The 18,685-nt window shown below is 39.7% G+C and carries 22 protein-coding genes; 17 read left to right on the top strand and 5 right to left on the bottom strand.

Going from position 1 to position 18,685, the window contains the following annotated elements:
- The first annotated feature begins 4 nt into the window (after positions 1 to 4).
- From rpmD to ASC84_RS04745, 10 genes are all read left to right on the top strand, one after another.
- On the top strand, positions 5 to 181 hold the full coding sequence (gene rpmD / locus ASC84_RS04700) for a 50S ribosomal protein L30 (protein ID WP_004725717.1): 177 nt from the start codon (positions 5 to 7) through the stop codon (positions 179 to 181).
- Positions 182 to 184: 3 nt separating this feature from the next.
- A complete protein-coding gene (gene rplO, locus ASC84_RS04705; protein WP_056512190.1) occupies positions 185 to 625 on the top strand; it encodes a 50S ribosomal protein L15 in 441 nt (146 codons plus the stop codon).
- Positions 626 to 670: 45 nt separating this feature from the next.
- Complete coding sequence (gene secY, locus ASC84_RS04710; RefSeq protein WP_171066869.1) at positions 671 to 1,990, top strand: preprotein translocase subunit SecY; 1,320 nt, start codon at positions 671 to 673, stop codon at positions 1,988 to 1,990.
- Positions 1,991 to 2,011: 21 nt separating this feature from the next.
- On the top strand, positions 2,012 to 2,128 hold the full coding sequence (gene rpmJ, locus ASC84_RS04715; RefSeq protein WP_000867907.1) for a 50S ribosomal protein L36: 117 nt from the start codon (positions 2,012 to 2,014) through the stop codon (positions 2,126 to 2,128).
- Between the two features lie 107 nt (positions 2,129 to 2,235).
- Positions 2,236 to 2,592: a 30S ribosomal protein S13 gene (gene rpsM / locus ASC84_RS04720; protein WP_004725722.1), complete on the top strand. Its 357-nt coding sequence runs from the start codon at positions 2,236 to 2,238 to the stop codon at positions 2,590 to 2,592.
- 19 nt (positions 2,593 to 2,611) lie between these two features.
- Positions 2,612 to 2,998 carry a 30S ribosomal protein S11 gene (rpsK, locus tag ASC84_RS04725; RefSeq protein WP_001040166.1) on the top strand — a complete coding sequence of 129 codons (387 nt, stop codon included), beginning with the start codon at positions 2,612 to 2,614 and terminating at the stop codon, positions 2,996 to 2,998.
- Positions 2,999 to 3,010: 12 nt separating this feature from the next.
- Positions 3,011 to 3,634 carry a 30S ribosomal protein S4 gene (gene rpsD, locus ASC84_RS04730; RefSeq protein WP_004725725.1) on the top strand — a complete coding sequence of 208 codons (624 nt, stop codon included), beginning with the start codon at positions 3,011 to 3,013 and terminating at the stop codon, positions 3,632 to 3,634.
- Between the two features lie 17 nt (positions 3,635 to 3,651).
- Positions 3,652 to 4,659, top strand: coding sequence for a DNA-directed RNA polymerase subunit alpha (rpoA, locus tag ASC84_RS04735; RefSeq protein WP_004816876.1), 1,008 nt, complete (start codon positions 3,652 to 3,654; stop codon positions 4,657 to 4,659).
- An 18-nt stretch (positions 4,660 to 4,677) separates the two neighbouring features.
- Positions 4,678 to 5,043 carry a 50S ribosomal protein L17 gene (gene rplQ / locus ASC84_RS04740; protein WP_004281488.1) on the top strand — a complete coding sequence of 122 codons (366 nt, stop codon included), beginning with the start codon at positions 4,678 to 4,680 and terminating at the stop codon, positions 5,041 to 5,043.
- Positions 5,044 to 5,242: 199 nt separating this feature from the next.
- Positions 5,243 to 6,733, top strand: a complete 1,491-nt coding sequence (locus tag ASC84_RS04745; protein WP_056512193.1) for an NAD(P)/FAD-dependent oxidoreductase — start codon at positions 5,243 to 5,245, stop codon at positions 6,731 to 6,733.
- A gap of 161 nt (positions 6,734 to 6,894) precedes the next feature.
- Here the strand turns inward: ASC84_RS04745 and ASC84_RS04750 are convergent, their stop codons facing one another.
- A complete protein-coding gene (locus tag ASC84_RS04750; RefSeq protein WP_004725731.1) occupies positions 6,895 to 8,067 on the bottom strand; it encodes an acyl-CoA dehydrogenase family protein in 1,173 nt (390 codons plus the stop codon).
- A 180-nt stretch (positions 8,068 to 8,247) separates the two neighbouring features.
- On the opposite strand from ASC84_RS04750, the gene ASC84_RS04755 reads away from it, so the two are divergent.
- From ASC84_RS04755 to ASC84_RS04775, 6 genes are all read left to right on the top strand, one after another.
- Positions 8,248 to 8,505: a succinate dehydrogenase assembly factor 2 gene (locus ASC84_RS04755; RefSeq protein ID WP_004725733.1), complete on the top strand. Its 258-nt coding sequence runs from the start codon at positions 8,248 to 8,250 to the stop codon at positions 8,503 to 8,505.
- A gap of 163 nt (positions 8,506 to 8,668) precedes the next feature.
- Positions 8,669 to 8,896: a hypothetical protein gene (locus tag ASC84_RS04760; protein WP_056512196.1), complete on the top strand. Its 228-nt coding sequence runs from the start codon at positions 8,669 to 8,671 to the stop codon at positions 8,894 to 8,896.
- Positions 8,897 to 9,098: 202 nt separating this feature from the next.
- A complete protein-coding gene (locus tag ASC84_RS22880) occupies positions 9,099 to 9,260 on the top strand; it encodes a hypothetical protein (RefSeq protein ID WP_004725737.1) in 162 nt (53 codons plus the stop codon).
- Positions 9,261 to 9,480: 220 nt separating this feature from the next.
- The gene (locus ASC84_RS04765; RefSeq protein WP_056512199.1) at positions 9,481 to 10,569 is read left to right on the top strand and encodes a hypothetical protein; all 1,089 of its coding nucleotides are present in this window, start codon (positions 9,481 to 9,483) and stop codon (positions 10,567 to 10,569) included.
- A 66-nt stretch (positions 10,570 to 10,635) separates the two neighbouring features.
- Positions 10,636 to 11,208 (top strand): rhombosortase, encoded by a 573-nt coding sequence (rrtA, locus tag ASC84_RS04770; RefSeq protein WP_056512202.1) that lies wholly within the window; start codon positions 10,636 to 10,638, stop codon positions 11,206 to 11,208.
- A gap of 416 nt (positions 11,209 to 11,624) precedes the next feature.
- Positions 11,625 to 13,823 carry a TRAP transporter large permease subunit gene (locus ASC84_RS04775; RefSeq protein ID WP_004725742.1) on the top strand — a complete coding sequence of 733 codons (2,199 nt, stop codon included), beginning with the start codon at positions 11,625 to 11,627 and terminating at the stop codon, positions 13,821 to 13,823.
- A gap of 58 nt (positions 13,824 to 13,881) precedes the next feature.
- Here ASC84_RS04775 and ASC84_RS04780 read toward each other — a convergent pair whose 3' ends face one another.
- Positions 13,882 to 14,661, bottom strand: coding sequence for a helix-turn-helix transcriptional regulator (locus tag ASC84_RS04780; RefSeq protein ID WP_004725744.1), 780 nt, complete (start codon positions 14,659 to 14,661; stop codon positions 13,882 to 13,884).
- Positions 14,662 to 14,824: 163 nt separating this feature from the next.
- Between ASC84_RS04780 and ASC84_RS04785 the strand changes: the two genes are divergently transcribed.
- On the top strand, positions 14,825 to 15,745 hold the full coding sequence (locus tag ASC84_RS04785; RefSeq protein ID WP_034614348.1) for a DMT family transporter: 921 nt from the start codon (positions 14,825 to 14,827) through the stop codon (positions 15,743 to 15,745).
- Between the two features lie 100 nt (positions 15,746 to 15,845).
- Here the strand turns inward: ASC84_RS04785 and ASC84_RS04790 are convergent, their stop codons facing one another.
- The 3 genes from ASC84_RS04790 to ASC84_RS04800 are packed head-to-tail and all read right to left on the bottom strand — an operon-like array spanning position 15,846 to position 18,596.
- Positions 15,846 to 16,289: a hypothetical protein gene (locus tag ASC84_RS04790; RefSeq protein ID WP_056512204.1), complete on the bottom strand. Its 444-nt coding sequence runs from the start codon at positions 16,287 to 16,289 to the stop codon at positions 15,846 to 15,848.
- Between the two features lie 15 nt (positions 16,290 to 16,304).
- The gene (locus ASC84_RS04795) at positions 16,305 to 16,514 is read right to left on the bottom strand and encodes a YheV family putative zinc ribbon protein (protein WP_171066870.1); all 210 of its coding nucleotides are present in this window, start codon (positions 16,512 to 16,514) and stop codon (positions 16,305 to 16,307) included.
- 54 nt (positions 16,515 to 16,568) lie between these two features.
- A complete protein-coding gene (locus ASC84_RS04800) occupies positions 16,569 to 18,596 on the bottom strand; it encodes a M3 family metallopeptidase (protein ID WP_056512207.1) in 2,028 nt (675 codons plus the stop codon).
- Between the last annotated feature and the right edge of the window lie 89 nt (positions 18,597 to 18,685).

The raw sequence follows: 18,685 nt of genomic DNA on the forward strand, positions 1-18,685 counted from the left end.
AATCATGAAAACGATTAAAGTTACCCAGACTAAATCTTCTTCGCATCGTTTGAAAAATCACAAACTTTGCCTACAAGGTTTAGGTCTGCGTCGTATTGGTCATACAGTAGAAGTAATAGATACACCTTCTAACCGTGGTATGATCAACAAAGTCTACTATATGGTTAGTGTAGAGGAATAAGCCATGACTCTGCGTTTAAATGAGCTTGCACCTGCTGAAGGTGCAAAACGTGATAATCGTCGTTTAGGCCGTGGTATCGGTTCTGGTGTCGGTAAGACTGGTGGCCGTGGTGTCAAAGGTCAGAAATCACGTAAAAGTGGTGGCGTTCGTCCAGGCTTTGAAGGTGGTCAAACTGCGTTATATCGTCGTTTACCTAAATTCGGTTTCACAAGCCAATTGGCTTTGAAAACTGCTGAAGTACGTTTGTCTGAACTTGCTAAAGTTGAAGGTGATATTATTTCACTTGAAACTTTGAAAGCTGCGAATGTTGTACGTAAAGATATGTTGCGTGCTCGTGTTGTTCTTTCTGGTGTAATCACTCGTGCATTCACTGTTCAAGGTGTTGCATTGACTAAAGGCGCTAAAGCTGCTCTTGAAGCTGCTGGCGGTAAAGTCGAGGAGTAATCGCGAGTGACTATGTCTCCTAGTTCTTCAGGTCATGTTAACATGATGAAAGGTCAACCATTTCATGTGAAATATCGTGAAATTATTCGCCGATTAATGTTCTTGATTGGTGCATTGGTAGTCTTTCGACTAGGAGCGCATATTCCGCTGCCAGGTATTGATAATGTTGCTCTAGAACGTTTTTTCAAAGCTAATGAAGGTACTTTTTTAGGTTTGTTTAACATGTTCTCGGGTGGAGCATTAGAACGAATGTCCATTCTGGCGTTAGGTATCATGCCGTACATTTCTGCATCTATTATTGTGCAGTTGATGTCGACCGTGGTGCCTTCGTTAGAAGCATTGAAGAAAGAAGGCGAGCAAGGTAAGCGTAAGATTAATCAATATACGCGTTATGGCACCCTTTTACTTGCATTAGTCCAAGGTATCGGGATGTGTGCTGGTCTAATCAGTCAAGGTATTACTTTGACTTCAGGACTGGCTTTTTACATTCCAGCGCTAACATCGTTAGTTGCAGGTACCATGTTCTTAATGTGGTTAGGTGAGCAAATTACTGAGCGCGGTGTTGGTAACGGTATCTCAATGATTATCTTTGCAGGTATTGTTGCTGGTTTACCAAACTTAGTGATCCAAGCATTTACTTCGGTAGATAATGGCCAATCAAGTTTAATTGGTTTGGCTATCTTTGGATTGTTATCAGTTGCTGTTTTAGCAGCGATTGTGTTTATTGAAAAAGCTCAACGTCGTATACCTGTGAACTATGCTCAAAAACAGCAAGGTCGTCGTGTATTCACTGCACAGCAAACGCATTTGCCATTGAAGATCAACATGGCAGGGGTTATTCCAGCAATTTTCGCAAGTTCGTTATTGTTGTTCCCTGCAAGTTTAGGTCAATGGTTAGGCAGTGCTGATCCAAATGCAGGAATTGTAAAACGTAGCCTACAAGATTTGGCATTGGTATTATCGCCTGGACAACCGTTGTATTTAGTGCTCTTCGGTGCGTTAATTATCTTTTTCTGTTATTTCTATACGGCGCTTGTTTTTAGCCCGAAAGAAGTATCAGAGAACTTGAAACGCAGTGGAGCTTATGTACCTGGTATTCGCCCAGGTGAGCAAACTGCTCGTTACTTAGATCATATTCTTAATCGTTTGACGTTTATTGGTGCAATCTACATTACAGTCATCTGTTTAATGCCGATGATTTTACAAAGTTCTTTTGGTATTCCATTCCATTTGGGTGGTACCTCATTACTTATCGTAGTTGTTGTTGTTATGGACTTTATGGCTCAGCTTCAAGCCCATTTGACATCACATCAGTATGACGATCAATCGTTAATGAGAAAAACGACTGCTCATCCTAAGGGATAAGCGCACTTAGAAGGTTTCATCATGAAAGTACAAGCTTCTGTAAAGAAAATTTGTGGTAGCTGTAAAGTTATCCGTCGTAATGGGGTTATTCGCGTAATTTGCAGCGCAGAACCTCGTCATAAGCAGCGTCAAGGTTAATTTAATTAAGACCTGTTGATTTCAGTAGGCTAATTAGGTTATTATCCGCCCCTCAAGATTTTTGTGGGGCGGTTGATTATCTCTACTGCCTTTTTGGAGAAATTTGAATGGCTCGTATTGCCGGTGTAAACATTCCGGATAACAAGCATGCTGTTATCTCTCTCACGTATATTTTTGGTATTGGCCGCCACACAGCTAAAAACATTTTAGCTGCTGCAGGTATTACGACTACTACTAAAATTCGTGAATTAGATGATGCTCAGCTTGATGCGATTCGTGCAGAAGTTGCTAAGGTTCCGACCGAAGGTGACTTACGTCGCGAAATTTCCATGAACATTAAACGTTTAATGGATTTAGGCTGCTACCGCGGTCTTCGTCATCGTCGCAGCTTGCCTGTTCGCGGACAACGCACCAAAACTAACGCACGTACCCGTAAAGGTCCGCGCAAACCTATTAAGAAATAAGATTTCTGGAAGCTAAAAGATGGCTAAAGATACTCGCACACGCAAGAAGGTCACTCGTACCGTCTCTGAAGGTGTTGCACACATTCACGCTTCTTTTAATAACACCATTGTTACGATTACTGATCGTCAAGGTAATGCATTGGCTTGGGCTACTTCAGGTGGACAAGGCTTCCGTGGATCACGTAAATCAACTCCGTTTGCTGCTCAGGTAGCTGCTGAAGTTGCTGGTAAAGCTGCTTTAGATTACGGTTTGAAAAACTTGGACGTCCTTGTAAAAGGTCCTGGTCCAGGTCGTGAATCTGCGGTTCGTGCATTAGGTGCAGTGGGTTATAAAATTAACAGCATTACCGATGTGACACCGATTCCGCACAACGGTTGCCGTCCACCTAAAAAACGTCGCGTGTAAGGAGAAACATTCATGGCTCGTTATATTGGTCCAAAATGCAAACTCTCTCGCCGCGAAGGGACAGACCTGCAATTAAAATCTGGCGTTAAACCATTTGACGTCAAAACAAAAAAATCTGCTAAAGCTCCTGGTCAACATGGCCAAAGCCGTGCTAAACAATCAGAGTATTCACTACAATTACGTGAAAAACAAAAAGTACGTCGTATGTACGGTGTTTTAGAGCGTCAATTTAGTAACTACTACAAAGAAGCTGCTCGTGTTAAAGGCGCAACAGGTGAAAACTTGTTGAAATTGCTTGAAAGCCGCCTCGATAACGTTGTTTATCGCATGGGTTTTGGTTCTACACGTGCAGAAGCTCGTCAGCTGGTATCTCACCGTTCAATCACTTTAAATGGTCGTCGTGTTAACATCGCGTCTATCCAAGTTAAAGCGGGCGACGTGATTGCAGTTCACGAAAGCGCTAAACAACAATTACGTATCAAAAACGCAATTGAATTAGCTGCTCAACGTGGAACAGCTGCTTGGATTGAAGTAGATCATTCAAAACTTGAAGGTACATTTAAAGCTGCACCAGATCGTTCTGATTTACCTGCTGAAATCAACGAAAGCTTGATTGTAGAATTGTATTCTAAATAATCCTTGAGGTAGCAATAATGACGCGTACTGCAAACGAGTTTCTAACTCCGCAAGCGATCAAGGTCGAAGCGGCAAGCGGGACCTCGGCAAAAGTGATTCTTGAACCATTAGAGCGTGGCTTTGGTCATACTCTTGGTAATGCTTTACGTCGCATCCTTTTGTCTTCTTTACCTGGCGCAGCCGTGGTTGAAGTAGAGATAGAGGGTGTCGAGCACGAGTACAGTACTTTAGAAGGCTTGCAGCAGGACATCGTCGAGCTCTTGCTGAACCTAAAAGGATTGTCTATTAAGCTGTTCGATCAAAACGAAGCATATTTGACATTGGAAAAACAAGGTCCTGGCGATGTAACTGCTGCTGACCTTCGTTTACCACATAATGTTGAAGTGGTTAACCCTGAACATCTGATTGGTACTTTAAGTGCTTCAGGCTCATTAAAAATGCGCTTGAAAGTTTCTCAAGGTCGTGGTTATGAAACTTCTGACTCACGTTTCCCTGAAGGCGAAACGCGTCCTGTAGGTCGTCTACAGTTAGATGCTTCTTATAGCCCGATTAAACGTGTGTCTTACACAGTTGAAAATGCTCGTGTAGAACAACGTACTGACCTTGATAAGCTCGTCATTGATCTTGAAACGAATGGAACTGTAGATCCTGAAGAAGCTATCCGCAAAGCGGCAACAATCTTGCAACAACAAATTGCAATTTTTGTTGATCTTCAGAAAGATCAAGCTCCAGTTGCTCAAGAGCCACGTGAAGAAGTTGATCCAATCTTGCTTCGTCCAGTTGATGATCTAGAGCTTACTGTTCGTTCTGCTAACTGTTTGAAAGCAGAAAATATTTACTACATTGGTGATCTAGTACAGCGTACTGAGGTTGAGTTGCTTAAAACTCCTAACCTTGGTAAAAAATCGCTTACTGAGATCAAAGATGTTCTGGCTTCTAAGGGCTTACAGCTCGGCATGCGTTTAGAGAACTGGCCACCAGCTAGTCTCCGTATGGACGATCGTTTCGCCTATCGTAGCCGTTAATTAAGTAGGACTATCACCATGCGTCATCGTAATAGTGGTGTGAAATTAGGCCGTACCAGCAGCCATCGTAAAGCGATGTTTCAAAACATGGCTAATTCTTTGTTTGAGCATGAGTTAATTAAAACAACTGTGCCTAAAGCAAAAGAGTTACGTCGTGTAGCTGAGCCTTTAATCACTTTAGCTAAAAACGATACTGTAGCAAACCGTCGTTTGGCGTTTGCTCGTACTCGTTCAGCAGCAACAGTTGGTAAATTATTTACCGTTCTTGGCCCTCGTTACAAAGAACGTAACGGCGGTTATCTACGTGTTCTTAAAGCTGGTTTCCGTGCAGGTGATGCTGCACCGATGGCTTATGTAGAACTTGTGGATCGTGAAGTAAACTAATTACTCACGTCACAGAACAATCGGTTGTTCGAAAAAGGTCGGTGTTTCACCGGCCTTTTTTTATGCCTTTTTGTTGGACAATTTATGGTTTTGTCCCAAATTGACTTAAATTTCGTCAGAAAAATGCAAACTTGACATTGCGTATTGTCAGATTTGTGCTTTAATAAAAAAGTACTCTTAAAAAGGTTATAAAAACAACATGGAAAAGCAAGTTGATATTCTTATCGTTGGTGCAGGTATCTCTGGTATTGGTGTAGCTGCGCATCTTTCAAAACACTCACCACAACGTTCATTTGAAATTATTGAGCGTCGTGAGAGCTTCGGTGGTACTTGGGATTTATTTAAATATCCGGGTATCCGTTCCGATTCAGATATGTCTACTTTTGGGTTTAATTTTAAACCATGGCAAAAAGCCAATGTCTTGGCAGATGGCGCTTCGATTAAAGGCTATGTTGCTGAAGTTGTCGATGAATTTAAATTAAAAGATAAAATTCATTTTAATCAGCGTGTACGTACTGCAAATTATGATTCTTCAATTAAAAAATGGGTCGTACAAATTGAAGATGAAAATCAAAAACTCAATACGTGGGTTGCAAACTTTGTAATCGGATGTACGGGTTATTATAATTATGACCAAGGTTATCAACCTGATTATCCAGGTAAAAATGATTTTAAAGGCGAATTTATTAATCCACAATTTTGGCCTGAAAACTTAGATTATTCGGGTAAAAAAGTGGTGATTATTGGTAGTGGTGCAACAGCTATTACCTTAGTGCCTGCGATGTCAAAAGGTGGAGCAGGGCATGTGACCATGTTGCAACGTTCACCAACCTATATTGCTTCAATCCCATCTATTGATTTTGTTTATGACAAAATGCGTAAGGTTTTACCTGAAGATGTGGCATATAAGTTAACCCGTGCACGTAATATTGGTATGCAACGCGGTATCTATGCGCTTGCACAAAAACAACCGAAGTTACTGCGTAAGTTCTTACTCAAATCGATTGAAATGCAATTAAAAGGTAAAGTGGATATGAAACACTTTACCCCAACATATAATCCATGGGATCAGCGTTTATGTGTTGTGCCAGATGGTGACTTATTTAAAATTTTACGTTCTGGTAAAGCCAGCGTTGAAACAGATCAAATTGAGAAAATTACCGCAACAGGTATCCAGTTAAAATCTGGTAAGCATTTAGATGCGGATATCATCGTTTCAGCAACAGGTTTAGAAATCCAAATCTTGGGTGGTATCAAAGCTACAATTGATAATAAGCCAATGAATACATCTCAGCATATGCTGTATCAAGGTGTGATGGTTAGCGATGTGCCAAATATGGCAATGATCATTGGTTATATCAACGCGTCATGGACATTAAAAGTTGATATTGCAGGTGAGTATATTTGCCGTCTTGTAAATTATATGGACAAGAAAGGCTATGACGAAGTTATTCCTCAAGGTGATGCAACTGAATTGATGGAAGATACGGTGATGGGCAGTTTAAGTTCAGGTTATATTGCCCGCGCAGCGGATGTGATGCCGAAACAAGGTAAGCATGCACCTTGGAAAGTGTCGAATAACTATTTAGCAGATCGTAAAGAACTTAAAAATGCCAAGTTTGAAGATGGCGTTTTAAAATTTCATAAGCGTGAAGCACAACTCGCAAAAAAGCCTAAACTGGTTTCTTAATCAAACCTAGAAATCACTCAACTAAGAAATAACAAAATAAACAAGCTATGAAATAAACAAGGAGCGAAAGCTCCTTTTTATTGCAACAGGAAAATTGATTTAAAAAGAATGCTTGGCAATAGAAAAAGGAGCCAAAGCTCCTTTAACTGTCATGAGATAAATTATAAAGAACGGGAAATCAGTTCTTTCATAATCTCGTTTGTACCTGCATAAATACGATTTGCCCGATTATCGATATAAGCACGTGCAATTGGATATTCCAGCATATAACCATAACCACCATGTAATTGAAGGCATTCATCAACCACATTAGAGAATACTTCTGAAATTTTGTATTTTGCGGCTGCTGCTGCATCAACACCTAATGTACCTTCAAGTTGTAATTCCATACAACGGTCGAGGTAAGCACGGCAGAAATCAATTTCTGTGCGCATTTCAGCAAGTTTAAAACGTGTATTTTGAAAAGCGCCGATTGGTTTACCAAACGCTTTACGGTCTTTGGTATATTGAACGGTATGTGCCAGCGCTGCTTCTGCGCCTGCTTGACAGATAATCGCGACCAGCATACGTTCCCATGCCAACTCTTTCATCAGCATGATAAAACCCATGCCTTCCATACCCAATAAATTTTCTTTTGGCACACGAACATCTTCAAAGAACAATTCGCAAGTATCTTGTCCTTTCATACCAATTTTATTGAGTGGTTTTCCTTTGCTAAAGCCAGCACGGTCAGCTTCAACGATAATCAAAGATAGGTTAGCAGAACCTTTCTCTGAACTGCCTGTTTTACATACGACAATTGCCATATCGCATAGATAACCATTGGTAATAAAGATCTTAGAACCATTGATTACATATTCATCCCCATCTAAAACAGCGGTGGTGCGAACACCTTGTAGGTCTGAGCCTGTTCCCGGTTCTGTCATCGCAATGGCTGTGACGGTTTCTCCAGAAGCCATTTTAGCAATCCAATGTTTTTTCTGCTCTTCATTACCAAAGTTGTTGATGTAGTTGGCAACAATATCCGAGTGCAAAGAAAAACCTGTAGAAGAGTCCATTGCATAGGCTTGTTCTTCAATCAGAATCATACTGTAGAGGCGATCTACGCCATAGCCACCATATTCTTCAGGCATGGTTGCACAGAGCAGCCCCATTTCACCTGCTTTGTTCCATAAATCGCGATCTACATGTTGTTGCTGTTCATATTTAGCAATATTTGGCACAACTTCTTTTTCATAAAATTTACGTACTGTTTCACGAAAAGCATCGTGATCGGAATTAAACAATTTACGAGGCAACATATTGGTTAAAGGTCGGATAGCACCTGATTGCATTTTTATAATATCCATATGGGTTTTAGTGAGTTGAAATTATGTGAATTGCTTATTTGTCGCAATGAGATGAATGCTCAAAACTCATTTTTAAATGATGAATTTGGTCATTTAGAAGAATTTAGCGAGAAATTGATCGGGAATCGGGTAAACTAAGTCAGAATTAACCATTGGGGGAAAATGATGTCAGAAGAACTTACTTTAGAAGAACGTAAAGTGATTTATCGTGCTCGTCGCGGTTTAAAAGAGATTGATGTATATTTTGACCCATACGTAAAACAATATTACTTAGAAGCAAGTGCCCAAGAAAAAGCCTTGTTTAAAGAGTTAGTTGATCAGGAAGACCCAGATTTATTGGATTGGTTTATGGAAGTTTCAGAGCCACCTCGACCTGAACTCAGAAGCTTGATCAATAAACTTAAAGATTATGTCCACGGATGAGTTAAAAACTCACCAACGATATCAAATCAAACCCAGTCGTATTGCACTGGGTTTTCAGCTTTTGTGTTTAACAATTATTTTTATAGTGCTGTACTCCATTATCACTGCATGGATAAGTGTATTACTGCTGCTGTTGGCATGCTTCAGTCTAAAAAGATTTAGAATGCGTCCACAAATCCGAAGTTTAGAACATTTTGATTTAGATCAGTGGACCCTACAATATGAGGATTCCAATCAAATTCATCATGTACAAATTCAGCAAATGATTGATCATCGATTTTATATCGCAGTGTATTTTTGTGAGAAAAACAATAAAAGTTTAATCATTTGGCAAGATCAAGTGAGCAAAATACAGTGGAAATCTTTAAAATCTCGGGTTAAATTAAGTTAATTGTCTAACAAGTATAAAAAATATAATTTTAATTTAATTTAAATAAAACATAACCTTATTTATATTTTTGCTTATTTAATATTCATTGTTAGACCAAATATATACAAAATAGCGCAATTGTAAAATTGTCCGACAATTATCTCTGTAAAAATCTGATCTTGCATGTAAATTAAAACTACCAACAGCGAGGAGGAATTTCCAAATGGGTGAAATTCATACGTTTTGGTTCTTAGTGGTTGCAATTGTTTTTGCAATTATATTTGGAAGACTAGGAACTATGCTGAGGGAACAGATTGAGAAAGCTAACGCTAACAGTGTTAACGGTAGCAAATTTAAAAGACTTAAAACCAATAAACTCTCTTAAAGAGTTTACCTTTTAACAAGTAGCATGTGCTGAACCGTCGCAATGCTACTTTTTTTTGCTTAAAATTTGTATAAAAACCAGATCAGGTCAATTGAATACTTTCTATATTGTGGCAAATTCTTCAGATGAAATTAGAGCTATTACTCTGTTATTCAGAGATTGCATCTGATATTGTTATTTTAAAAGGGATATAAACACAATTATATAGAGGACAGGAAGTATGTCTAAGGTCCACAAGCTTGGTCAATTGATGCTGACCGCTGTTGTTGCCTCATCTGTGTTATCAGGTTGTTCATATGTTGTAAAATCAGGTGCCAATGTTGCGCTTGGCTTTAGTGAAAAACATATCGTCCCACCCATTTTGGCGGGCAATGATACTGATATGGCGTGCAACTCAGGCAATGCATTAACGCCAGCGATTATGGCAACAAAAGATATGGGGGCCGACCCCACCCGTATGGCGGTATTGTTATATTCAGCTGCGGGGATGTGTGCAGAAAATCGTGCTTTGGATGCAGAACTCAGATATTTACGTGCTTCAAAAGACGGTAAAGTGACTGAAGCGCAAGATGCTCGTATAGAACAAAAACGTTGGGCAGCCCTTGCCGCAGAACGTCAATACACGGGTTATCAATTATTTGCAGAACGTTGGCAGGCAAAATATAAATATACTTTAGGTGATTCTTGTCCAACCATGCGTAAGGACTTAGATCAAACCATCTATTTAATTGGTATGCTCAGTGGTTTGCAATCGATGACCAATGACATTAACTCTGGCGGTGCAGTGAATGTACCGAAAGATATTGCTGCGATTGTCGAACGTGGTATGGCATGTTTAGACAATAACAAATTCTGGGGTGCACCAATGGCGACACGTGCAGTGATTTGGATATTGTTACCAGGTGCAGGAGATGGTAAGCCTGATCCAACACAGACCTTACAACAATCAATGCAAATCGCAGAACAGAAAGGTGTTCGTTTAGCATTTGCAATGAATGCCGTTGCAGCGCAAGCCAGTGGTGATGATGCTAAATTAAGAGCGGCGTTAAAAGCCTATGCCGCATCGCGTGCAGATGATAAGCCAGTAAACCCTGAATTTAGATTATTAGATGGTATGGCTGGTCAAATGGTTCAAGGTATTGCCGATCGTTATTGGACGGAACATACCGGTGTTCGTGCAGCAGATGATGGAATGACCACATTCTGGGATGAACAAGCCTCTACGGGTGATGATGAATTGTTTAATGATCTACCTGCACCGACTGAAGAGCCAAGTGCTTCAGCTGACGAACCTGCAGCAAATCCATAGTATTCAATTGCATGAATTGGTTAGAATTGAGGAAGAGCGACAGCTCTTCTTTTTTTATGGTGTAGCATGGAACAACACAAGTTAGATAAAAATATATTGTTTATTGCAACCAGTATCATTTTTTTTACAATTCTTCAGCTTTTTCAAACTCATTTCATTTATCAGCACGATGTTTTTTTAAGCCAGCCTTGGCGCTGGTGGACAGGGCATTGGGTTCATGTGGGATGGATTCATTATGTTTTAAATGTTTTGGCTTTGGCTTGTTTACCCTTTTTATTTCCAAACATTAAAAAGCAAGTTTTTATTGCTTTATTGCTTATTTTACCGCCTTTACTCAGTCTCTGTTTTTATCTGATTTATCCTCATATTTTTGCTTATGCAGGTTTGTCTGGCATTCTTCATGGTCTGTTTGTATTTTGTGCAATCGTCAGTTTAAAAGAAAAGCCAGAACGAAATTTTGCCTTCATCGTATTGTTATGCATCTTCGGCAAAATCGCATGGGAACATTTTTTTGGTGCACTACAAACTGAACAATTGATTGGTCATCCTGTTTTAATACAGGCGCATTTGCTTGGGGTGATTTTTGGAAGTATTTGTGCCATCTTGAGCTTAATTTTTCGACTTAATGTTATGAAATAGAAAATGAATCAAGAATATTATTTGTATGAAGTATTATTCTATAAAATTTCATTATTTTGATGAGGTTAAGCACATAGAAGTGTAAAGATATTTAAAAAATAAATTTGAATGAATGCTTTGTAATGAATGGATGCTGATTCTCATTTGTGGTTAATTATGTGAATGTTACATCTATTTTGGTTGTAAAAAATATAAGTACTTAGTTGTTTTTTCACATTTAATGATAAGACTATAGATGAGTTGACAAAAAGCTCGCCAAAAAAATTAATCTTTGTCATGTTTTTCTTAGGAAAATTAGGGCAAATTTGAGTGGTGATGATAGGAATGGGTATTGGTAAAGGATTTTACCTCTCACCTAATAATAAAAGATAAGCTGTGCAAGCGATTGTACACTGGTTATAAAAACTGGAATAACAATGCAAGAACCTGTAAATAATAGATCGGGATTAGGTCTACTCAGTTATCTCTGGAATGAGTGGTTCTCAACCTTTTCCATCCTTATTCTGCTTCTCCTGACCTTGATCATTGGGACAGGGGATATGATTCATGGGCAAATGCTTCGTTTAGGTGAACGCCTATATGGAGACGAAAAAATAGGAATGCAATATTCCTTTTTACGTGCTGAGCCCAACAAACCTTCATGTGACCGCAATGTAGATATCGATAAGCTTGTCAAAGAAAAAATGCAACAGGAAGCCAGTGATCCTGATGCGGCATTTTTTGGTTTAACACCAGAAGCAGATGTTCGCGCTTCATTCGTTTCAGCTCAAACGGATTGTGAACAGAAGTATGCGTTCTATGATAAATCGATCAAACATATGGAAGATCATCCATCCCTTCGTTCATATCGTTCGATGGAAACGGGTTTCTTCTGGATATTGAAATGGGGCTCTGAACATCGCGTACTCATCCTGATTTTGATGGTGGTGATTGCTGCAATTACAGCATCATTGAAGATGCATCATATTGGGCTACGTCCAGCGCGTACTAAGCTTGATTTTAAAGTCTATAATATTGCGATGGTACTGGGGAATGCCTTACTGAGCTTCTCGGTCATTAGCCAATATCGTTCAGTACTCAATTCTGGTGTTGAATCGACCATTGAAACGATTGGAGTCTATTGGCTATGGATGATTCTGTTTGTGGTCTTAACAGTCATCAGCCTGTTTAAATTATTCCGTACACCAGAAAATGCTGAAGAAGGCGGTAAATTTGGCCTTGCGCTGTTGAGCATACCTTTATATGCCTTTATGGCAATTGTGACAGGTATTGCGTTTACTTTCTTTATGGACTACCCAATGGGGCAAGGTATTTACCTTGGCTTGTTGACTGAATTTTCAAATATCTTCCTTAACTTAGCACTGTTTATTTGGGCAGGGATGTTATTGACCCAAACACGTGTGATGGATCTTTTCTTGGCGATTCTTCGTCCTTGGAACTTAGCGCCTGAAACGTTGACATGGATCATTTTGATTGGTGCAGCAATTCCAACCGCATATACAGGTGCTTCGGGAATCTTCGTTGTTGCTGCTGGTGCGATTATCTATAAAGAAGTGTGGAATTCAGGTGCACGTCGTCAATATGCATTGGCTGTTTCAGCAATGTCAGGTTCACTTGGTGTTGTATTACGTCCGTGTCTATTGGTGATCTTAATTTCAATGCTGGATAGCCGTCATGTAACTTCAGACGAGTTATTTGATCATGGTATTTATGTATTCTGGTTAACCGCATTTATTTTCTTAGGGGTGTCGTTATTCCTTGCTGAGAATAAGTTCCGTATTAACTCACCGAAAACTGCTGTCCCTGGTATGTTGCGTGCTTTCGTTCCAGTGCTTCCATATATCTTGATTGTTGCTGTCGTGATTGGCTTCTATCAGTTTGGTCTGGACACGAAAATGGATGAATTTACCGCACCTGTAATTCTTCCAATCATGTTATTGGCATTTATTTTATTTGATAAGTTATTTGGTAATAAATTACCGATACCAGAAAACCCAAATAAAGCGCTTGCTCTAGAGCATGAAAAAAATTCTGAATACTTACGTGAGCATGGTGATACCGCTGAAACAAAACGTGGCTTCCGTAGCGCAATTCGTTTTGCAACATCGGAAAGTGTTGGTCATATTGGTGCGTTAATTATTCTAATGGCGTTATCTGCAAGTGTTGGTGGTCTGATTGAACGTAGTGAAATCGTCACCATGGTTCCAACGCATCTGGGTAGTATCTTGGTGACACTTGGCTTTATGGCATTGTTACTTGCATTAATTGGTATGACAACAGATCCATTTGGTGCGGTGATTCTTGTTGCTGCGACGATTGCGCCAGTTGCATTTGAAAATGGTATTCATCCGATTCACTTCTGGATGATCGTACTGGTTGCATTTGAGTTTGGTTATGTTACGCCACCTGTTGCGCTCAACCATTTGCTGACGAGGCTCTCAGTCGGTGATGCAGAGGTTGCCGCCGCCGATGCTGAGGCAAAAGCCAAATATACAAGCTTCTACTATCGTTATGAGCGTTGGATTTTGCCAATCGTGGTGCTGTTCTCAGCATTGGTGATTGTGACCTATGCGCCGTACATGTTTAACTTGTTTGACTGGTATGCCAGTAAATAATTGAATGTCTAAAAAGCGCCTTCGGGCGCTTTTTTTCTGTCTGTGGCTTTGAATAGATTTAGTGATCTTTAAATTGAAACTGCTGAATGTACTCACTCGGCGTCAAGCTGGTTTCACGTTTAAACATGGCACTAAAGGCACTGGCACTGTCATAGCCCAAATCAAGTGCAACATTGAAAATAGATTTATTCATTGCCAAATCAGTCATGGCTTGCATCAGCCTTGCCTGCCGTACCCAATGACTAAAATGCATATTGGTTTCTTTCTGAAAATGCCGAGTAAGGGTTTTCGGACTAACATGTAAAAATTGGGCGGCATGTTCGAGTGTCCATGTATGGCTGAGATCAAGTTTGATTTCAGCACAAAGCTTTTGCAATTTAATATTTTGTGGCTCAGGTAAGTTAAATGGTAGAACAGGGAGAAGCTCCAACTCATCTAAAATTAGTTCAAGCAATCGTGCTTCACGACTTTGAGGATGGATTGTGGTTTGAATCTGCATCGCTGAGCGAATAAGCTCTTTTAGCAGAGGCGAGATCGTGACAACACGACATTCATTGACTAATTTTGAACGCGCATCTGGCTCAATAAATACACCATAAGCTTGCACATCACCACTGATCAGTAAGGCATGAGCCTTATATGCTGGAATCCATACACCGCGTCCCGGTGGCGTGACCCATGTTCCTTCTGTCGTTTGAATACGGAGAACACCAGAAAGCGTATGAATCAGTTGGATACGTTCATGGCTATGCCAATCTTCAATATGCCCATGGGAATAATTTTCAGTAAAGGCATAAATTGGATAATCTAAAAATCCATGATCATAATTATTCCCCACGATTTACTCCTCATTCAATACGGCACTGCCAATCACACATTCGTGGAATTGCTTAGTCCTCAAGCATAATGTCCTTTTTGCGATAGTTATTGTCATTTTGTCGTACAAATACAAAATGATTATTTTTTAACATGGTTGAATCTTTCTGTATAGGCAGAGCAGCATGTTTCAAAAAGCTTATTTCTACCCATTGTTTGCCATTTTATTTTGGGCTGGAAATGTGATTGTGTCTAAAATGGCAAGTCATGCAATTTCACCTGTGGCGATTACATTTTATCGTTTGGTTTTTGCGCTCGCGGTGATGAGTACTTTTGTATTGATTCCCACTTGGAAAAATCGCCATATTATTCGCCAGTATTGGAAACATTTGGCTTTAGGTGGATTTCTTTCTGTATCCTTATTCCAATTTTTGTCTTATCAAGCAGCGACAACCACAACAGCGACCAATATGGCGATTGTGACAGCATTGATTCCATTATTGACGATTATTTTAAGTACATGGATTTTAAAAGATCAGATTAGCTATGGCTTAGTGATCGGAGGCTTCTTATCATTCTATGGCATTTTGTATTTATTGAGTCATGGGCATATTGCCCAAGTTTTTAGCCAAGGTATGCATCTTGGAGATGGCTTGATGTTGCTTGCCGCAATTGGCTACGCCTTATATGGTGTGCTGTTAAAACGTTGGAAAATGCCGATCCCTGCATGGCAATCGAATTTTGTGATGTCGAGCTTTGCCATCTTATATGTTTTGCCGTTTTTTATCTTTTTACCCGCATCACAAATGCAACTGAATCAACAGACCATTCCTTTGATTTTGTATGCCAGTATTTTCTCATCGATTTTATTGTCTTATCTATGGATTGAAGGTGTAAGACATTTGGGACCCAATAAAAATAGTATTTTTATGAATTTATTGCCTGTGTTTACAGCTTTAATTGCCGTGGTGCTCTTGGGTGAACATTTACAAGTTTTTCATTTGGTTGGTGGTGGTTTAACACTCTGTGGAATTCTATTGGCGCAAATTATCCAAAAGCCAATCCAATGGAAAAAATCAACACAGCAGTCATTGGACTCACTTTAAAATATTGAAATGTCTATTGTTCAAATTGAAAAAAGCCTTAACTTATAAAGAGGTTAAGGCTTTCTGATATCAGATCGTCATTTTTGCACATGATCAAAAATTATTGATTTTGTGCGGCCATTTGCTGTTGAAGTAGCTTGATTTGCTCTTCCTTAAGTTTAATCAATTGATCCGCATCAACATGTTGTGATTTGAGGTTTTGTTGCTGATCATCAAGTTGTTTTTGGATATCTTCTAGTTTAGCCACTTCTTCTTTCGCTAAACTGGCATTTTCAGGAATTTTATCTTTTAAAATTGATGCTTTGACCAATTCTACATTGGCAGCCTCTGAAGCAGCACTTTGTTCAACAGGCGTTGCCACAGGGGGTGCCGTTGTTTCCACTTTCTTCGCAGCAGGTGTAGTCTGATTCAATGGCTCATTGATTTGGGTGCTTTCAGAGGTGTTATTTAACCAGAAAAAAATAGCAATTAAAACGATAACTGCCCCCAACCCGCCTGCAATAATCCACATTAATTTTGAATTGTTTCTTTGTTCTATATGCATTTTATTCGGTCCGATCTATTTTGAAGAGCGAGGCTTGAATTGAATGACCCCAATTTCATCAGGTATAGCAGGTTCTTCAGGCGCATCTACATGGGTAGGGCGATTTTCAGAATATCCACACTCGATGCATTCAATCCATTCAGCATCGCCTTGGGTGAGCATAACAATACGATCCATCGCTTCACATTTTGGACATTTTGCACCAGCAATGAAACGACGTCTAATATTCATACACCCACCACACTTTAAACAATTTTGGCCGTTAGTTTAAGCGTTTTTTTAGCTATTCGTCCAACCTTGATGACGTAATAATGCATCTATTTTAGGTTCACGACCACGGAAATTGATAAATGCATCAAGTGCTGTATCTTTTCCGCCAACTGCAAGGATTGCCTTACGGAACTCTTGTCCAGTTTGGGTATTAAACACACCTTCATTTTCAAAGCGGTCAAAAGCATCACTTGCTAAAACTTCTGCCCATTTATAAGAATAATAACCAGCAGCATAACCGCCCGCAAAAATATGGCTAAAACCATTTTGGAAGCGGTTATAAGGTGCTGTTGCTAAAACTGCATACTTCTGGCGAATATCATCTAAAGTTGCTTGGATTTGTTCGGCATTTAGTGCAGGTGTAAGTTTATGAATGGTTAAATCGAACAGTGCAAACTCAATTTGTCGTAAAGTTTGCATACCTGACTGGAAGAAACGAGCATCGAGTAATGCTTTTAAAAGATGCTCAGGAAGTGAGTCTTTAGATTCAATATGTTCACTGATTAAAGCCAAGCTTTCCGTATCCCATGTCCAAAATTCCATAAACTGGCTAGGTAACTCCACGGCATCCCATGCAACGCCGTGTGTTCCAGCAACTGCAATATTGTCTACTTCGGTCAACATATGGTGTAAGCCATGACCAAACTCATGAAATAAGGTATTCACTTCATCATGCGTTAATAGGGCAGGCTGATCACCGACAGGTGGGGTAAAGTTCCCAACCATATAGCAGATTGGTTTTTGTAACCCCGTTTCGGTTTGCATACGCGAGCGGAAACCACTCATCCATGCACCACCACGTTTACCGTTACGTGCATAGAGGTCAAAGTAAAAACCACCAATCACAGTGCCTTGGTCTTCTAGTTCATAATAATGAGCATCTGTATGCCAAAGTGGTGCTTGGCGTTCAATGACTTGAATTCCATATAAACGATTGACCACATTAAATAAGCCTTGAATCACTTTAGGCGCAGGGAAGTATGGTTTTAAATCTTCCTGAGAAAGGTTGAACTGTTGAACTTTTAGTTTTTCAGAATAATAACCGCTGTCCCAAGATTTTAGCTCATCTATGCCATCTTGTTTGGCAATGGCTTTGAGTTCTTCGATTTCTTTTAATGCAGGTGTACGTGCATGCTCTGCTAAATCAACCAGAAATTGATCAACAGTGGCCACATCGGGTGCCATTTTTGAAGCAAGTGAGTATTCTGCAAAATTGTCAAAACCTAAAAGCTTGGCCATTTCCTGACGTAAGCTGAGGATTTCAACCATCACGGGTGCATTGTCAAATTGCGTATCGCTGGCTTGATCTGAGGCGCGTGTAACATAAGCGTGATAGATTTCTTCACGGAGCGCGCGATCTTCTGCATAGGTCATGATGGCCAAATAAGATGGAATATCTAAGGTAGCAACAGGCTGATCTAGTTCGCGTTGTTGACCATATTGTTTGAGTAATTCAATACTGCCTTGCGGTAGACCTTTAAGCTGATCCGTGGTTAAAGTTTTGCTATAGGCTTGGGTTGAATCCAAAACATGATTAGAAAAATCAGAAGACAGTTGTGATAATCGTGCTGAAATTTCTGCATAGCGTTTTTTAGCTTCACCTTCGAGGGCAACACCTGAAAGTTTAAAATCACGTAAAGCCAGCTTAATTGCACTTTGTTGCGCCGTTGGCAAGTCGCTAAAAATCGCATGATCATAAACATTTTGATAAGTTTGGAACAAAGCAACGTGTTGACCGATCTGGGTGTAGTATTCACTTAGACTTGGCAATAAGGCTTGATAGACTTCACGCGTTTCAGTGTTATTCATCACTGCGTTGAGGTGTGACAAAATTCCCCAAGATTCACTCATGTTATTTTCAAGTGAATCTACATTTTCGATCACAGCAAGTTGTTGTTGAATGCTTTCAGGGACTTGCACCAAGTCATTTAAAAATTTTTGACCGTCTTGGATGGCTTTTTCAATATTTTGTTTGAGTTGATCTAAACTAATTTGATCAAATTGCGGTACTGGCAACGTTGCCTGTTCTAGTGTCATGAGCTTTATGCCAAATCATTTCTTAAGTTATAGATAGATGTAGGGCTTCTGGCAGGGGAAATCAAGGTGTGACAATAAAATTAACACAG

The sequence above is a fragment of the Acinetobacter sp. Root1280 genome (assembly GCF_001425285.1).
In the GTDB taxonomy this organism is placed as follows: Bacteria; Pseudomonadota; Gammaproteobacteria; order Pseudomonadales; family Moraxellaceae; genus Acinetobacter; species Acinetobacter guillouiae.

What these genes read in the sequence shown, in the direction of transcription:
- ASC84_RS04785 (WP_034614348.1), top strand. Translation starts at nt 14,825, where the DNA reads ATGTTTCAAAAAGCTTATTTCTACCCATTGTTTGCCATTTTATTTTGG.
- rpmJ (WP_000867907.1), top strand. Translation starts at nt 2,012, where the DNA reads ATGAAAGTACAAGCTTCTGTAAAGAAAATTTGTGGTAGCTGTAAAGTT.
- ASC84_RS04800 (WP_056512207.1), bottom strand. Translation starts at nt 18,596, where the DNA reads ATGACACTAGAACAGGCAACGTTGCCAGTACCGCAATTTGATCAAATT.
- rplO (WP_056512190.1), top strand. Translation starts at nt 185, where the DNA reads ATGACTCTGCGTTTAAATGAGCTTGCACCTGCTGAAGGTGCAAAACGT.
- secY (WP_171066869.1), top strand. Translation starts at nt 671, where the DNA reads ATGAAAGGTCAACCATTTCATGTGAAATATCGTGAAATTATTCGCCGA.
- rpmD (WP_004725717.1), top strand. Translation starts at nt 5, where the DNA reads ATGAAAACGATTAAAGTTACCCAGACTAAATCTTCTTCGCATCGTTTG.
- ASC84_RS04775 (WP_004725742.1), top strand. Translation starts at nt 11,625, where the DNA reads ATGCAAGAACCTGTAAATAATAGATCGGGATTAGGTCTACTCAGTTAT.
- rplQ (WP_004281488.1), top strand. Translation starts at nt 4,678, where the DNA reads ATGCGTCATCGTAATAGTGGTGTGAAATTAGGCCGTACCAGCAGCCAT.
- ASC84_RS22880 (WP_004725737.1), top strand. Translation starts at nt 9,099, where the DNA reads ATGGGTGAAATTCATACGTTTTGGTTCTTAGTGGTTGCAATTGTTTTT.
- rpsD (WP_004725725.1), top strand. Translation starts at nt 3,011, where the DNA reads ATGGCTCGTTATATTGGTCCAAAATGCAAACTCTCTCGCCGCGAAGGG.
- rpsK (WP_001040166.1), top strand. Translation starts at nt 2,612, where the DNA reads ATGGCTAAAGATACTCGCACACGCAAGAAGGTCACTCGTACCGTCTCT.
- rpsM (WP_004725722.1), top strand. Translation starts at nt 2,236, where the DNA reads ATGGCTCGTATTGCCGGTGTAAACATTCCGGATAACAAGCATGCTGTT.
- ASC84_RS04750 (WP_004725731.1), bottom strand. Translation starts at nt 8,067, where the DNA reads ATGCAATCAGGTGCTATCCGACCTTTAACCAATATGTTGCCTCGTAAA.
- ASC84_RS04755 (WP_004725733.1), top strand. Translation starts at nt 8,248, where the DNA reads ATGTCAGAAGAACTTACTTTAGAAGAACGTAAAGTGATTTATCGTGCT.
- ASC84_RS04745 (WP_056512193.1), top strand. Translation starts at nt 5,243, where the DNA reads ATGGAAAAGCAAGTTGATATTCTTATCGTTGGTGCAGGTATCTCTGGT.
- ASC84_RS04765 (WP_056512199.1), top strand. Translation starts at nt 9,481, where the DNA reads ATGTCTAAGGTCCACAAGCTTGGTCAATTGATGCTGACCGCTGTTGTT.
- ASC84_RS04790 (WP_056512204.1), bottom strand. Translation starts at nt 16,289, where the DNA reads ATGCATATAGAACAAAGAAACAATTCAAAATTAATGTGGATTATTGCA.
- rpoA (WP_004816876.1), top strand. Translation starts at nt 3,652, where the DNA reads ATGACGCGTACTGCAAACGAGTTTCTAACTCCGCAAGCGATCAAGGTC.
- ASC84_RS04760 (WP_056512196.1), top strand. Translation starts at nt 8,669, where the DNA reads ATGCGTCCACAAATCCGAAGTTTAGAACATTTTGATTTAGATCAGTGG.
- rrtA (WP_056512202.1), top strand. Translation starts at nt 10,636, where the DNA reads ATGGAACAACACAAGTTAGATAAAAATATATTGTTTATTGCAACCAGT.